The sequence below is a fragment of the Clostridium sp. AM33-3 genome (assembly GCF_003480315.1).
Classification (GTDB): Bacteria; Bacillota; Clostridia; order Lachnospirales; family Lachnospiraceae; genus Brotaphodocola.
The window spans coordinates 1-15,873 of the sequence record NZ_QUIV01000003.1; the positions used below are offsets into that span (position 1 = coordinate 1).

Here is a 15,873-nt window from a genome sequence, read left to right on the forward strand (position 1 = left end):
TTTGGGCATAAAGCAGGGCTGCCGCCCAGCAAAAAATATTTGCTAGTGCGACAGCCCCATTTTTGTTTTCAGTTCAGTTATGAGAAGAACAGTCTGTTCACGGCACTGAAGATACCGCGGATGGAAGACCGGGTGATGTTGGAGCTTACGCCGACACCGTAGGTCACCTTGCCGCTGTCCTTGTCCATTAAGTGGATGTAGGATGCTGCCTGTGCGTTGGAGCCGGAGTTCAGAGCGTGCTCGTTGTAGTCCAGTACCTTGATCTGGACGCCGAGTGCTTCTTCCAGGCCGCGCTGTACCGCATCGATCGGGCCGTTGCCGACGCCCTCGAAGGTTTTCTCCATGCCGTGATCGGTATAGGTAACCTTGGCAAGGGTTGCAAACTCGCCGTCTGCAGACTCGGTATCGGTGATCTGGCACTTGCGGAAGTGGATCGGCTCTTTCTTGTCCAGGTAATTCTTGCGGAACTCTTCCATGATCTGCTCCGGAGCAACCTCACCCTGCTGCTCGGAAATCTTCTGGATGACATCCGCGAATTCTTTGTGCATGCCCTTCGGCAGCTTGAAGCCGTAGAAGGTATCCATAACGAAGGCTACGCCGCCCTTTCCGGACTGGCTGTTGATGCGGACGATCGGCTCGTACTGTCTGCCAATATCGGACGGATCGATCGGAAGGTACGGAACCTCCCAGTACTGGCTGTTTCTCTCATGGAGAGCCTGTAAGCCTTTGTTGATGGCATCCTGATGGGAGCCGGAGAATGCAGTAAATACCAGTTTTCCTGCATACGGATGACGCGGATCGATGGTCATCTTGGTGCAGCGCTCGTACACCTCTGCGATCTCACGGACGTTCTCAATGTCCAGCTTCGGATCGATGCCCTGGGAGAACATATTGTAAGCAATGTTTAAGATATCCACGTTACCGGTACGCTCACCGTTGCCGAACAAAGTTCCCTCGACACGGTCTGCGCCTGCAAGAAGTGCCAGCTCGGTTGCTGCCACGCCGGTGCCGCGGTCATTGTGCGGATGTACACTTAAGATCACGCTCTCGCGGTTCTTGAAGTGCTTGTGCATCCACTCGATCTGGTCTGCGTATACGTTCGGAGTGTTCATCTCCACGGTAGATGGCAGGTTAAAGATGATCGGCTTCTCCGGAGTTGCCTCGCCCCAGGTATCCTGGACTGCGGTGCAGACTTCCATTGCGTACTCAAGCTCGGTGCCGGTAAAGCTCTCCGGGGAGTACTCTAACATTAAGTCGCCGTCATAATCCTTGGCATATTTTTTGACTAGCTCGGTACCTTCGATAGCGATCTGCTTGATCTCTTCCATATTCTTGTGGAAAACAACATCCCGCTGCAGGGTAGAGGTGGAATTGTAGATATGTACCACTACCTTTTTGATACCCTGGATAGCCTCGAAGGTTCTCTTGATAAGATGCTCGCGGCACTGTACCAGAACCTGCACGCGGACATCATCCGGAATGAGACGGCGCTCTACCAGCTGTCTTAAAAAGTCATATTCGATCTGGGATGCTGCCGGGAAACCGATCTCGATCTCCTTGAAGCCCAGCTTGACTAACATATTGAAGAACTCGATCTTCTCTTCTACTACCATAGGCTCTACCAGTGCCTGGTTGCCGTCACGTAAGTCGACGCTGCACCAGATCGGCGCTTTTTCGATTTCCTTGTCTGGCCACTCGCGCTCCGAGTAGTGTACGACCGGGTTTCTTTTGTACTTAGCGATGTTTAACATAATTCATTTCCTCCAATTTGTCCGTTGTCCTGTTATATGCTGCGATATTTTCGTATTACGGTGATTTCGTGCTCAGCCCATGACGGGCAGTCGCTCGATCACGCCGTAAAAGCGGACAATGAACAATACTGATCCTATCGATTCAGCCCCATCTTTCATCATTCCTTTTCTTGAAAAATTTGATACGTTAATCCATATAATAGCATATTTTTCCAGATGTGACAAGAACCCATGTACAGCCGAAACTTTATTCAAATCAATTTGATTCAAATCAATTTAAACAAAAACGCATGAAATTCATCAAACATTGTTTATGAATTCCACGCGTTCTTCTCTCGCAACTCTCGCTTTTTACAGCACGTGTCCCTGTGCCTTCATAACCTCGATCACCTGGTCTACCAGCATCTCGCACTGCCCGGTAGTCGGCGCTTCTACCATGACACGCACAACCGGCTCCGTGCCGGACTGACGGAGCAGGATACGGCCGTCTGCGCCCAGAGTCTCAGTGACCTTTGCCACTTCTGCCTGGACTGCCGGGTCATTCTGCGCTGCCTTTTTGTCTTTGACGCGGACATTTTTCAGTACCTGCGGCAAAATCTCCACCTCAGAGGCCAGCTTGCCCAGAGTTTCCTTCTTCTCCAGCATAACCTCCATCACCTTTAAGGAGGTCAGGATGCCGTCTCCGGTGGTGGCGTGCTTGCTGAAGATGATGTGGCCGGACTGCTCACCTCCCAGACAGTTGCCGTACTGGGACATGTTCTCGTACACGTATTTGTCACCGACTGCGGTCTTCTCATAGGAGATGCCTTCCCGGTCAAATGCCTTGTAAAGACCGAAGTTGGACATGATGGTGGTAACTACGGTATTGTTGCGCAGGGTGCCAATCTCCTTCATGTACTTGCCGCAGATGTAGAGGATCAGATCACCGTCTACCACGCTGCCGTTCTCATCTACCGCGATGCAGCGGTCTGCGTCACCGTCGTAAGCAAAGCCTACGTCACAGCCGGATTCCTTTACATACTCCTGCAGGACATGGATGTGGGTGGAGCCACAGTCGGTGTTGATGTTTAAACCGTTCGGATGGTTGTTGATGACATGGGTCTCTGCTCCCAGAGCATCGAACACGTTCTTCGCAATGGCAGATGCGCTGCCGTTTGCGCAGTCCAGAGCCACTTTTTTGCCCTTGAAGGAACGGGTGGCAATGGAGATCAGGTAACCGATGTAGCGGTTTCGGCCGGCTGCATAATCGGTGGTGCGGCCGATGGCATCCTTTAAGGCAAACGGAATCTCTTCCATCTCCCCGTCTAAGTAGCGCTCGATTTCTACGATAACGTCCTCTTCCAGCTTCTCGCCCTTGCCGTTGATGACCTTGATGCCGTTGTCATAGTATGGGTTGTGGCTGGCAGAGATCATGATGCCGCAGTCGAACTCTTCCGTGCGCACCACATAGGATACACTCGGGGTGGTGGTGACATGAAGCAGATAAACATCCGCGCCAGAAGCGGTGAGACCTGCTACCAGGGAGTACTCAAACATGTAGCTGCTTCGTCTGGTATCCTTTCCGATGGCTACGCGGCAGCGGCCCTCCGGATTGTCTGCGGTCTTTTTCGCGCGCTGTCCATAATACCAGCCCAGGAAACGGCCTACCTTGTAGGCATGCTCTACCGTTAAATTGACATTTGCTTCCCCGCGGAAACCGTCAGTTCCAAAATATTTTCCCATTGCTCTGCTCTCCTCTTTTCAGATTGAAACCTGAAATTCCCGGCAGGCACACCTGCGCCGCCGGGAACCTTTTGTATTTTAATATTCGATTTCTTTTAAGAAGCGGCCCAGCGCGTCCTGCCATGCCGGAAGACGCTCGAATCCATTCTCGCTGAGTTTCTCTTTGCTCAGACGGCTGTTGGACGGACGTGCTGCCTTTGCCGGGAACTGGTCGCTGCTGACCGGAGTAACCGGCACATCCATGCCTGCCTGGCGAAAAATCTCTTTGGCGAACTCGTACCAGCTGCACAGACCCTCGTTGGTGGCGTGATAGCGGCCGTACTTGTCGGTCTGGATCATGTCGACCAGAAGTCTTGCCAGATCATAGGTGTAGGTCGGGGAACCAATCTGGTCATCTACCACGCTGACTGCCCCGCGCTCTTTGCCGAGACGCAGCATAGTCTTAATAAAGTTCTTTCCTGCCACGCCGAATACCCAGGCAATTCGTACGATAAAGTATTTGTCGGACAGCTCTTCTACTGCCAGCTCTCCCTCGTACTTGGTCTGACCGTATACATTTAACGGATGACGCTCGTCGTCCGGCTCCCACGGGCGGGTGCCCTGGCCGTCAAACACATAGTCTGTGCTGATGTACATAAGCTTCGTATCTGCCTCTTTGCAGGCCTGTGCCACGTTGCGCGTGCCCTCGCCGTTGATACGGCGGCAGAGGTCTGCGTTATCTTCTGCGGCATCTACTGCAGTATATGCGGCACAGTGGATAACTGCGTCTGCGCCGGAATTTTTGATCACACGTCTGCAGGCTTCCGCGTCGGTGATATCCATCTCCTGGACATCTACGCCAATACCTTCAATGCCGCGCTTTGCCAGTTCGTTCATCAGGTCAGTTCCAAGCTGGCCTTTTGCTCCTGTTACCAGAACCTTCATGCTGTTTCCTCTTTCTGAATATGACTGCCGCAGGATTATACTTCCTCGCGGTTGCCGTACATTTTCTCATAATAATTCTGATACTCGCCGGAGATGATGGTCTCCCACCACTCACGGTTCTCCAGATACCACTTGATGGTCTTCTTGATACCGTCTGCGAATTTGGTTTCTGGCAGCCAGCCCAGCTCGTTGTGGATCTTGGTCGGGTCGATAGCATAACGCATGTCGTGGCCCTTGCGGTCAGTAACGTGAGTGATCAGGCTTTCCGGCTTGCCCAGCTCCTTACAGATGAGCTTGACGATATCGATATTCTTCATCTCGTTGTGGCCGCCGATGTTGTAAACCTCACCGACACGGCCCTTGTGGATGATCAGGTCGATGGCCTTGCAGTGATCCTCTACATACAGCCAGTCGCGGACATTTAAGCCCTCGCCGTACACCGGAAGCGGCTTGTCTGCCAGCGCGTTTGCGATCATAAGCGGGATCAGCTTCTCCGGGAAGTGGTACGGACCGTAGTTGTTGGAGCAGCGGCTGATGGTGACCGGCAGACCGTAGGTTCTGTGGTATGCCTGCACCAGGAGGTCAGCGCCTGCCTTGGAGGAGCTGTACGGGCTGCTGGTATGGATCGGGGTCTCCTCGGTAAAGAAGAGGTCCGGGCGGTCTAACGGAAGGTCTCCGTATACTTCATCGGTGGATACCTGATGGTAACGTTTGATGCCGTACTTGCGGCAGGCATCCATCATCACTGCGGTACCCTTGATGTTGGTATCCAGGAAGATCTCCGGATTCTCAATGGAGCGGTCTACATGGCTCTCTGCCGCGAAGTTCACCACGATATCCGGGTGCTCCTCCTCAAAGAGCTTGTAAATGGCTTCGCGGTCGCAGATGTTGATCTTGCAGAAACGGAAGTTCGGATTTTTTAATGCCTCTTCCAGGGTGGATAAGTTGCCTGCGTAGGTCAGGCAGTCCACGCACACGATCCGGTAATCCGGATACTTGTTTAACATATGGTAAACGAAGTTGGAGCCGATAAAGCCGGCGCCGCCTGTTACGATGATAGTCATGGTCTGTTCCTCTTTTCTTTTTACTTCATATCGTTGCCGTGCAGCTTGTCGATATATTTGCCGTCCAGAACATCTTTTAAGTAGCGGCCATACTGGTTCTTCTTTAACTCCTCGTAGGTCTCCAGAACCTGCTCCTTCGTGATCCAGCCGTTTAAGTAGGCAATTTCCTCCAGACATGCGATCTTGCGGTGCTGATGGGTCTCGACGGTCTTTACAAAATTGGTAGCCTCCACCAGGGACTCATGGGTTCCGGTATCAAGCCAGGTAAAGCCCTGTCCCAGAAGTGTTACATCCAGCTCGCCGTTCTCCAGGTAAATACGGTTTAAATCCGTAATTTCCAGTTCACCGCGGGCAGACGGTTTTAAGCTCTTGGCATACTCAACTACGCGGTTATCGTAGAAGTACAGGCCGGTCACGCAGTAGTTGGACTTCGGATGCTCCGGCTTTTCCTCGATGGAAACGGCCTTGCCCTGATCGTCGAATTCTACGATACCGAAGCGCTCCGGATCGTCTACGTAATAGCCAAATACGGTTGCGCCCTTTTCCTTGGCTGCTGCCGCGCGCAGGCGCTTCTTTAAGCCCTGGCCGTGGAAGATGTTGTCTCCCAGTACCATGGCAACCGGCTCTCCGCCGATGAACTCCTCGCCGATGATAAAGGCCTGTGCCAGTCCGTCCGGGCTCGGCTGTACCGCATAGGACAGCTCCACGCCAAACTGATGGCCGTCTCCCAGAAGCGCCTCAAATCGCGGCGTGTCTACCGGAGTAGAAATGATCAGGATCTCCCGGATGCCGGCGTTCATAAGAACGGACAACGGATAGTAGATCATAGGCTTATCATAAATCGGAAGCAACTGCTTGGATGTTACCTTTGTCAGCGGATACAGGCGGGTGCCTGAGCCGCCTGCCAAAATGATACCTTTCATAGCTTTCTCCTTTTGAATACATAAAATACCACCCGGATTTTTCGATATATACGGACAGTTTTAGCTAGTTTGTACTATACCACAGATGCACCAATATTGCAATCTGGGGTCCTTTTTAATTTGTGAGAGTTTCTGCAGGATCGGCCGCAGATGTTTCTGTTCCGGCAGCACTTCCATCCGGCACATTTCTTCCGGTGGCCGGGAGGAAGTTGCCGTCTTCATCCACCTCTGCCGCAAACAGCAGGGTACGGGCATCATTTTTTTCATAGCTGCAGGTGATCAGGACAAACATGGAATCAAAGGGCTGCGTTGGAGCTTCTGCGAAGCTGCATGGTGCCAGGCGCTCACTGACCCATTTGTCAAAGGATGCCTGGGACTTGAAGGTGGTCTTGCGGACAATGCCGTTGGAGTCACTGTAGTAGCAGCCTAATGTCTTTAAATGGATGGTGCGCTCCGGGGTGTAGATTTCAAAGTACCTGTGGTTTTCAAAAAACTCCTGGTCCTTGAACTTTACCACATCCTTGAACATGGAGCCGTCCTTCATGTGGTGGCCGTAAATTGGGTTGTTCCAGCCGCTGAAGTCCGACTTGCTGTCGGCATCCAGATAGATGGCCCCATATACGCTGTCGTTCCCTTCAAAATCTTTGTGGAGGTAATACTGGTTATCCGGGGACTGGACGATCGGATAGTCGATCTTGGTGTCCGGCACACGGATCCAGCCGATGGTGTCCGGGTTCGTTTCCAGAAGCGATGTAAAATCAATGGGTGAGACATATGGCGCCTCGGTCTCGGCTTCCGTCTCTTTCTCTGTTTCCGGCGGTTCGGTCTCCGTTTGCTTTGCCGCCTCAGCCAGGCTCTCCTCCAGCCGGCGCTGCGCGGCGGCGTCCCTCCAGTCCTTTACCAGGCTGAGAGCGCTGCCGATCATGATGACCAGAAGGACAGCAATAACAATGCGTCTGAGAAGACCGTTTGAATTTCTGTTTTTATTCTCGTGTTCCATCATAAAATCCTCCATTTTGCAAAAAGCCAGATTTAATACCTTTGATTAAATCCAGCTTTTTTCAATCGTCCTGATGATTCCTACACTTCGTTCATCTTTGCCAGCTTTGCTGCCTGATCGGCTGCAATGCAGGCATCCAGGATTTCCTGGATATCACCATTCATGATCTTATCTAATTTGTAAAGGGTCAGGTTGATGCGATGGTCTGTCACACGGCCCTGCGGGAAGTTGTAGGTACGGATCTTCTCGGAGCGGTCGCCGGTACCGATCTGGCTGCGGCGCTCTGCTGCCTCCGCGTTCTGCTTCTTCTCCAGCTCCAGATCATACAGCTTGGAACGCAGGAGGCGGAATGCCTTTTCTTTGTTCTGCAGCTGGGATTTCTCGGTCTGGCTGTAGATGACGATACCCGTCGGGATATGGGTCAGACGTACTGCGGAGTCGGTGGTGTTGACACACTGTCCGCCGTTACCGGACGCACGCATAACATCGATACGGCAGTCGTTCATGTCGATCTGAACATCGACCTCTTCTGCCTCCGGCATCACTGCTACAGTTGCGGTGGAGGTGTGGATACGGCCGCCGGACTCGGTCTCCGGTACACGCTGTACGCGGTGTACGCCGGACTCGTACTTCATCTTGGAGTATGCGCCCTTACCGGTGATCATGGCCTGTACCTCTTTGAAACCTCCGATGCCGTTCTCACTTAAAGAGATGATCTCTACCTTCCAGTGCTGGCTCTCTGCGTAGTTTACATACATACGGTAAAGCTCTGCCGCGAACAGGGCTGCCTCATCGCCGCCTGCACCTGCGCGGATCTCCAGGATGATATTCTTGTCATCGTTCGGGTCTTTCGGCAGCAACAGGATCTTCAGTTCCTGCTCCAGCTCCTCCACGCGCTTCTTGGCATCGGAAAGCTCCTCTTTGGCAAGCTCGCGCATCTCCTCGTCGCTCTCCTCTTCCAGAAGTGCCAGGCTGTCTTCGATGTCCTGCTTTGCCTGCTTGTAGGCCTTGTATGCCTCTACCAGCGGCGCCAGGTCAGCCTGCTCCTTCATGAGCTTGCGGAAACGGTCCTGGTTTTCGGTTACGTTCGGCTCGCCTAATTCCTGCATGATCTCCTCGTAATGGATGAGGATGTCATCTAATCTGTCAAACATGCGATTCCTCCTATTATATATGTTCGTATCTATGTTGTTTCCGTATTCTGTCTGCGGTGGCTTCACGCCGCTGCAATCACGACTGATTTTCTGTGTCCGTCAGCCCGGGCCAGATACCGCATACCACGCGGTCCTTGCCCGGAAGGTCCTTTACGACTCTTACTTTATCAAAGCCCGCCTCACTCAAAAGCTCACTGACAGCCTTTCCCTGGTCATAGCCAATTTCCAGGTAAACAGCTCCCCCCGGCTTTAACCAGGCTCCTGCTTCCTTTGCGATCCGGCGGTAAAACTTCAGACCGTCCGCGGTACCGTCCAGAGCCATCATGGGCTCGTGCTCCCGCACCTCCGGCTCCAGGGTGGCAATGACCGCTGTGGGAATGTAGGGCGGGTTGGATGTGATGATATCGAAGGTTCCGGCTTCACTCTGGGGCATGGCTGTGAACAGGTCGCCCTGGCGGAAGATGAACGGATGCCCGGCCTGTTCAGGCGCATCCTGTGTTTCCGTGTATGAAACCACTGCAAATCCATGCATCTTTGCGTTCCGCTCTGCCACCTTCAGCGCCTCTTCCGACAGATCTGTGGCTGTTACAGACCTGTAACCGCCCTTCACCGCCAGGCTGATGGCAATGCAGCCGGATCCGGTACAGAGGTCCAGAAGCTTCTTTTCCGGGTCCTGCTGCTCCTGAAGCACCAGCTCCACCAGGGTTTCGGTGTCCTGGCGCGGGATCAGCACATGCTCGTTTACAAAAAATTCCAGTCCCATGAATTCCTGACTGCCCAAAATCTGCTGCAGCGGAATGCGGGACGCACGCTTTTCAATCATTCCCCGATAAGTCCGGATCTGTTCCTGCACCTTAGCATCCTGTTCTGAAAGAGGACGCAGGCGGTCCATCAGAAAATGGACCAGATCCAGATGAAAGGCTTCAAAAAGAAGCAGCTTTGCATCGTTTTCGCCATCGGTATCCCCTGCCTGCTGCAGGGTGGCGCTTCCCTCATTCAGAAGGTCGTAGAGTGTCATCTGGCTTCCTCCCGGCTGATGGCCTGGTCCTGTGCCGGACCGGAAACTGCGGCATCCGCACGGTCCTCCGGAATCTCCGTATCCGGGAAATTTTCCCTTAAGTATGCTTTCCAGTCAAATACCGCTTCCACAGCTGCAATGGCTACCTCGATCATGGAATCATCCGGCTCACTGGTAGTCAGGTTCTGCATCCACAGCCCCGGCTTGCTGAGTAAATTGACAATCGGGTTGTCACTGCGGCCTGCCAGGCGCAGAAACTCGTAAGACACACCGGCAATGACCGGCACCAGAATGATGCGGCTTGCCATACGAAGCAGTACGTTGTCTACCCGCACCACCATAAAGAACAGAATGCTGATGAGCATAACAATGATGAGAAAGCTGGTGCCGCAGCGTTTGTGCTGCTTGGAGCTTTCCCGCACGTGATCGACCGTGAGGGTCATGCCATGCTCAATACAGTTGATGCACTTATGCTCCGCGCCGTGGTACATAAAGGTGCGGCGGATGTCTTCCATCCGGGAAATCAGTTTGATATACGCAATAAAAATAGCAATGCGGATAGCGCCCTCCAGAATTGCCATGATGGTGTCGGAATGGATAACCTGCTTGCAGGCGTTTGCGATGAGCAGCGGCAGGATCATGAAAATGCCGATGGCCATGATAACGGAAAATACCATAACAATTGCCATCAGAACCTGCTCTACCTTTTCTCCGAAGACTTTGTCCATCCAGAGTTCCAGCTTACCCGGTTCAGAATCCTCATCATCCTCAAAGAAGCTGGCTGAATAGCTCAGTGTCCGCATGCCAAGGATCATGGAATCCGCAAAGCTGAAGACACCGCGCACAAAAGGAAGTCCGCAAAACGGCACCTTCTCTGTCATGCTGACATAGGTATCTTTTTTGACCTCAATGCCGCCGTCCGGCCTGCGCACTGCCGTGGCATACTGATCTTTGTTTTTCATCATAATTCCTTCAATGACGGCCTGGCCGCCGATACCGGAATATTTCATAAAACTACTATCTCCTTATAAAGAAAAATAAGGTTGAGCCAAAGTGTCTCCACTTGAGTCTCAACCTTACCTCGCTCTCGTTATGCTTACGCCTTAACGCCGTATTTCTTGTTGAACTTATCGATACGACCGCGTGCAGAAGCAGCTTTCTGCTGACCGGTGTAGAAAGAATGGCACTTAGAGCAAACCTCTACGTGGATTTCTTCCTTGGTGGAACCGGTAACGAACTCGTTGCCGCAGTTGCAGGTAACCTTAGCCTGATAATAAGCCGGATGGATTCCTTCTCTCATGATTTTCACCTCTTCACTTTCTCAATTATATAGTACTGTGATCGTCTAACGGTCTCACTCGTACCGTTAAAATCACGCCACATCTATAAACAGCTCCATAATTGTATCATATAAATATAGCCTTGGCAAGCATATTTCTAAGGTTTTCAAAGATTTTTTGTTAGAACATACGGCGTTTTTTCGCCACCTCCACGAACTCCCGGTTGGTCCGGGTCTGGGCAAACAAATCCAGGATCCGCTCCACGGAATCTTCCGGCTTCAGGCTGTTGGTGGCCTTGCGGACAATATCCACTGCCTCGGCCTCATCGCGGCTCAGGAGCAGATCATCGCGGCGGGTGCCGGACTTTAAGATGTCGATAGCCGGGAAGATACGCTTCTCAGAAAGCTTTCGGTCTAATACCAGCTCCATGTTGCCGGTTCCCTTGAATTCCTCATAGATGACATCATCCATACGGCTTCCGGTGTCTACCAGCGCAGTTGCCAGTATGGTCAAGCTGCCGCCCTCTCGCATGTTGCGGGCCGCACCGAAAAAGCGTTTCGGCATGTGCAGGGCTGCCGGATCAAGGCCACCGGAAAGAGTACGGCCACTCGGCGGAACCACCAGGTTGTAGGCCCGGGCCAGACGGGTGATGCTGTCCAGCAGAATGATGACATCCCGGCCATGCTCAACCAGACGCTTTGCTCGCTCGATGACCATTTCCGAAACCCGTTTATGCCGGTCAGGAAGTTCATCAAAGGTGGAATAAATAACCTCTACATTTTTGCCGACCACGGATTCTTTGATGTCCGTTACCTCCTCCGGGCGCTCATCGATCAGAAGGATGATCATATGCATATCCGGGTGGTTGGTGGTAACAGCCTGCGCCACCTGCTTTAAAAGAGTTGTTTTTCCGGCTTTTGGCGGGGATACGATCATGCCGCGCTGCCCTTTGCCGATCGGTGCCAGAAGATCCAGTACACGCATGGCCGTACTGCTCTTGCCCTGGGTCTCCATGTGAAGGCGGCTGTTCGGGAATACCGGAGTCAGCTCTTCAAAGTTCGGGCGGCGCTCCAGAGCGCTGAGCGGATAGCCATTCACATTTTTAATGTACAACAGAGCCGCAAATTTCTCATTCGAGGTTTTCACGCGGCGGTTTCCGCTGATGATATCTCCGGTTTTCAGGTTAAAGCGGCGGATCTGGGTCGGAGAGACATAAACGTCGTTCTCACCCGGAAGAAAGTTCTCGCATCGGATGAAGCCAAAGCCATCCGGCATAACTTCCAGAATTCCGCTGGCCGGGACGCCGCTGTCCATCTCCTCCTGAAGCCGGTCTGCTCCATCCTCCCGGGCAGGCTGGCCAGTCTGCTGCTCGCTGCTGCGGTTCTGCCCGGCCTGATCTGCCTGATTAAAATTCGTTCTTCTGACTGCAGCCGGCCGGCTGTTTGGGGTACGGCTTTCCTCGTTTTCTCCTGCCGCACGGCAAAGCTCCTCGATCAGCTCCGCTTTTCGCAGCGCGGTGGCTCCCTTGATGCCCTGTTCTTTCGCCATTTCCTTTAGTACGGATACGGGTAAGGTCTGTAATTTTTCTCGCATATTTTCTCCAATCTGAACTTATATTCTGATAAATGGGGTTTATATCAATGGATAGATATCCCGAGGGACTCAATATGAATAATGGATTCATGAAATGCGGAAGCAGCCAGACACTGCCTCCGCGCATAACCACATTATAATGAATTTTTCCGAAAAAGAAAAGGTTATTTTATCCGGATTTTTCTTATTCCTGAACAGACTCTCGCAAGAAACGCATGTGTTTTGCAATTTTCGACTCATATCCATTTTCCGAAGGATGATAGAAGCACCGGCCCTCCATTCCATCCGGAAGATACTGCTGCTTTACATAATGATTCGGATAATCGTGAGCATACCGATAACCGATTCCATGTCCCAGTTTTGCGGAACCGCCGTAATGAGAATCCTGCAGATGTACCGGAACCGGCATGGAACGCTGGTTTTTCACTGCATCCATCGCCTCAAATACCGCATTGCATGCGGAATTGGATTTTGGAGCCGTTGCCACATAAAGTACTGCCTGAGACAAAATGATCTGGGCCTCCGGCATGCCGATGCGCTCCACAGCCTGGGCCGCACTGACTGCCACCGTAAGGGCCTGCGGGTCTGCATTGCCCACATCTTCCGCCGCACAGATCATGATCCGGCGGGCAATAAACTTAATATCTTCCCCCGCGTAAAGCATCCGGGCCAGATAATAAACTGCCGCATCGGGGTCCGAACCGCGCATGCTCTTGATAAAGGCGGAGATCGTGTCGTAATGGTTGTCTCCGTCCTTGTCGTAGCGGACCGCCCGCTTCTGGATACACTCCTGCGCCACATCCAGTGTAATGTGGATCAGGCCGTCAGCCGGATCCCTCTCCGTTGTGAGAACGCCCAGCTCTACGGCATTCAAAGCCGCACGTGCATCTCCGCCGGATACATCCGCAAGAAAATCTGCCGCCTCATCATCGATCACAGCATGATAGCTGCCCATTCCTTTTTTCTCATCCCGCACTGCCCGCAGGACCAGCTCCTTCACGTCATCCTTTTCCAGGGCCTTCAGCTCAAAAATGCGGGAGCGGGAAAGAAGCGCCCCGTTCACTTCGAAGTAGGGATTTTCCGTAGTTGCCCCAATGAGGATCAGGGTTCCGTCCTCCACATACGGAAGCAGGTAATCCTGCTGGCTCTTATTAAAGCGGTGGATCTCGTCTACAAATAAAATCGTCTTTTTGCCGTACATGCCGAGAGCATCCTTCGCCTCTTTTACTACATCCTCCATATCTTTTTTCCCGGCAACCGTAGCGTTGATCTGGCGAAAGCTCGCGCTGGTGGTGTTTGCGATCACCTTGGCCAGCGTTGTCTTTCCGGTCCCCGGCGGACCGTAAAAAATGATGGAACCAAGCTGGTCTGCCCTGATTGCCCGGTAAAGCAGCTTGTCCTTTCCGATAATGTGCTTCTGCCCCACCACTTTGTCCAGCGTGGTAGGGCGCATGCGGGACGCCAGGGGAGACTCCTGCTCCTGGGTACTCGCTCTCATATAATCAAACAAATCCATGTATCGTTCTCCTCCTGCCTGTATGCTCCCAGTATAATCCGCAGGGATTTCAGAGTCAACCGGGTTTCGCAAAGAGCTGTATCGGCTTTAGTCCACCAGAAGCTCCTCGACCGTCACGAATTCATATCCCCGTTTCTGCAGATCATCCACGATCCGGAGCGCCGCCTCTACAGAGGTTGGAAAAATATCGTGCATCAGAATGATATCCCCATCTTTCACATCTTTCTCCACCCGGCGTACGATCCGGTCCGTGTTCTGAAATTTCCAGTCCAGCGAGTCCACATTCCACAGCACCGTGGTCAGGTTTACCCGGCATTCCAGCTGCTCATTCCAGTCACCGTATGGAGGGCGCAGATACTCCGGCCGTTTCCCGGTGATGGACTGGATGAGTTTTTCCGTCTGTTCGATGTCCGCGCAGGCCTGTTCCGCCTCCTCTTTTGTCATCTGGATATGGCGGTAGCCATGATTTCCGATCAGATGGCCCTCTGCCTGCATGCGCTGTACCAGCGGTTCTTTCCCTGCAATATTTTCTCCCATGAGAAAGAAGGTTGCTTTTACCTCACGCTGCTTCAGGCCGTTTAAAAGTGCTGGCGTACAGGTCTGGTGGGGGCCATCATCAAAGGTGAGGGCAACCTGGAGTGGCCGGTTTGCGACAGCAGAGGATTGCATCGCTGATGGCTGCTGGCTTGCAACAGCAGAGGATTGCATCGCTGATGGCTGCCGGTTTGCAACGGCAGAGGATTGCATCACAGATGGCTGCCGATTTGCAACGGCAAACGCCGCACCTGCAAGAGCGCCATCCGCAAGAAGCGCCAGAAACAGCAGAAGACACATTGCAGAAAATTTCCATTTGCCCACGACCATGGTACTTTCCTCCCGCGAGATCCTGTTATCTCCCATTATTTATATTCAAAAAATCTATCCAGATATGCTTGCGTTTTTCCCTCATGTGCGCTACAATATCAATGTCAATTATTTTGAAGTATTTTTATTATACTTCATCAATTTCGATATAAAGAAAGTACTTCATGGAAATTAGAAACCTGATCACATTTACCAAAGTAGCTGAGACCCAGAGTCTTTCCAAAGCCGCAAAGCTTCTGGGGTATGCCCAGTCCACCGTTACCATGCAGATGCAGCAGCTGGAGCAGGAGCTTGGAGCACAGCTTTACGAGCGCGTAGGCAAACAGATCCGCATCACCCAGACCGGGCAGGAATTTCTGTCCTATGCGGCAGCCATTGTCCGCATGTCCGAAGATGCCCTGAAGGTCGGAAAGCAGGACACATCTGCCATCACCGGTTCGCTCCGTCTGGGCATATCCGGCCAGCTTTCCTGCGAAAGACTGAGCAGCCGCATTGCCCACTACCTGCAGGACTATCCTCAGGTTGATGTAAACGTGCAGGTCATTGCAGAGCCGGAGGAGCTTCTGTTCCGGCTGCGCCACAATGATATCGATCTTGCCCTGACGCTGGATCTGCTCCGCACCGATACAGACCTGATCCACGCAGCGAAAGATCTGCCGGCTCCCCTCCATGCTTTTGCCGCAAAGGGGCATCCGCTGGCCGGACAAACCGACTTATCCGGAGAAGAACTTTCTCATTATCCGCTCATCTGCACCGGTCATTTTGAAGCCGGTCTTGACCATAAACTGCATGCACCCGGTTCCGGGCAGATCCAGATTTCTGATACTGCTCTGGCACTTTCCATCGCTGCTGACAGCAGCAGAGCAGCCGGATCAGCCCCCGTCATTCTGGTCCCGGATCTTATTGTCCGGATCCATCCGGCCGCTCAAAAGCTGGTCCGGCTGGATTATGAGCCTTCCGCAAGCCCCTTCTGGCTCCAGGTTCTCTGCCACCGGAATAAATGGCTTACCGAAGCCATGAAAGCCTGGCTCGCAGACAGCGAAGATCCAGTCTTTTTCCTTTGA

Annotated in this window: 14 protein-coding genes; 1 reads left to right on the plus strand and 13 read right to left on the minus strand. The window is 52.6% G+C overall.

Going from position 1 to position 15,873, the window contains the following annotated elements; genetic code table 11:
* Nucleotides 1–77 precede the first annotated feature (77 nt).
* The 13 genes from leuA to DW819_RS02460 form a co-directional block, all read right to left on the minus strand.
* Nucleotides 78–1,751 carry a 2-isopropylmalate synthase gene (gene leuA, locus DW819_RS02400; protein ID WP_118731916.1) on the minus strand — a complete coding sequence of 558 codons (1,674 nt, stop codon included), beginning with the start codon at nt 1,749–1,751 and terminating at the stop codon, nt 78–80.
* Between the two features lie 351 nt (nt 1,752–2,102).
* Nucleotides 2,103–3,473 carry a phosphoglucosamine mutase gene (glmM, locus tag DW819_RS02405; RefSeq protein WP_118731917.1) on the minus strand — a complete coding sequence of 457 codons (1,371 nt, stop codon included), beginning with the start codon at nt 3,471–3,473 and terminating at the stop codon, nt 2,103–2,105.
* A 78-nt stretch (nt 3,474–3,551) separates the two neighbouring features.
* Nucleotides 3,552–4,397, minus strand: a complete 846-nt coding sequence (gene rfbD / locus DW819_RS02410) for a dTDP-4-dehydrorhamnose reductase (protein ID WP_118731918.1) — start codon at nt 4,395–4,397, stop codon at nt 3,552–3,554.
* Between the two features lie 35 nt (nt 4,398–4,432).
* Nucleotides 4,433–5,461 (minus strand): dTDP-glucose 4,6-dehydratase, encoded by a 1,029-nt coding sequence (gene rfbB, locus DW819_RS02415; protein ID WP_118531286.1) that lies wholly within the window; start codon nt 5,459–5,461, stop codon nt 4,433–4,435.
* Between the two features lie 20 nt (nt 5,462–5,481).
* On the minus strand, nt 5,482–6,384 hold the full coding sequence (rfbA, locus tag DW819_RS02420) for a glucose-1-phosphate thymidylyltransferase RfbA (RefSeq protein ID WP_118531284.1): 903 nt from the start codon (nt 6,382–6,384) through the stop codon (nt 5,482–5,484).
* Nucleotides 6,385–6,499: 115 nt separating this feature from the next.
* Nucleotides 6,500–7,387 carry a class B sortase gene (gene srtB / locus DW819_RS02425; RefSeq protein ID WP_243025514.1) on the minus strand — a complete coding sequence of 296 codons (888 nt, stop codon included), beginning with the start codon at nt 7,385–7,387 and terminating at the stop codon, nt 6,500–6,502.
* Nucleotides 7,388–7,464: 77 nt separating this feature from the next.
* Complete coding sequence (prfA, locus tag DW819_RS02430) at nt 7,465–8,538, minus strand: peptide chain release factor 1 (RefSeq protein ID WP_118531280.1); 1,074 nt, start codon at nt 8,536–8,538, stop codon at nt 7,465–7,467.
* Nucleotides 8,539–8,614: 76 nt separating this feature from the next.
* Nucleotides 8,615–9,556: a peptide chain release factor N(5)-glutamine methyltransferase gene (gene prmC / locus DW819_RS02435; protein WP_118731920.1), complete on the minus strand. Its 942-nt coding sequence runs from the start codon at nt 9,554–9,556 to the stop codon at nt 8,615–8,617.
* A complete protein-coding gene (locus tag DW819_RS02440) occupies nt 9,553–10,566 on the minus strand; it encodes a DUF1385 domain-containing protein (RefSeq protein WP_118731921.1) in 1,014 nt (337 codons plus the stop codon). Before DW819_RS02440 ends, prmC begins: the two co-directional genes overlap by 4 nt.
* An 86-nt stretch (nt 10,567–10,652) precedes the next feature.
* Nucleotides 10,653–10,856, minus strand: a complete 204-nt coding sequence (rpmE, locus tag DW819_RS02445) for a 50S ribosomal protein L31 (protein WP_118531274.1) — start codon at nt 10,854–10,856, stop codon at nt 10,653–10,655.
* Between the two features lie 160 nt (nt 10,857–11,016).
* Nucleotides 11,017–12,429 carry a transcription termination factor Rho gene (gene rho, locus DW819_RS02450; protein WP_118731922.1) on the minus strand — a complete coding sequence of 471 codons (1,413 nt, stop codon included), beginning with the start codon at nt 12,427–12,429 and terminating at the stop codon, nt 11,017–11,019.
* 184 nt (nt 12,430–12,613) lie between these two features.
* The gene (locus DW819_RS02455) at nt 12,614–13,945 is read right to left on the minus strand and encodes a replication-associated recombination protein A (RefSeq protein ID WP_118731923.1); all 1,332 of its coding nucleotides are present in this window, start codon (nt 13,943–13,945) and stop codon (nt 12,614–12,616) included.
* An 87-nt stretch (nt 13,946–14,032) separates the two neighbouring features.
* Nucleotides 14,033–14,809, minus strand: coding sequence for a polysaccharide deacetylase family protein (locus tag DW819_RS02460; RefSeq protein WP_243025516.1), 777 nt, complete (start codon nt 14,807–14,809; stop codon nt 14,033–14,035).
* Between the two features lie 164 nt (nt 14,810–14,973).
* On the opposite strand from DW819_RS02460, the gene DW819_RS02465 reads away from it, so the two are divergent.
* A complete protein-coding gene (locus DW819_RS02465) occupies nt 14,974–15,873 on the plus strand; it encodes a LysR family transcriptional regulator (RefSeq protein WP_118731924.1) in 900 nt (299 codons plus the stop codon).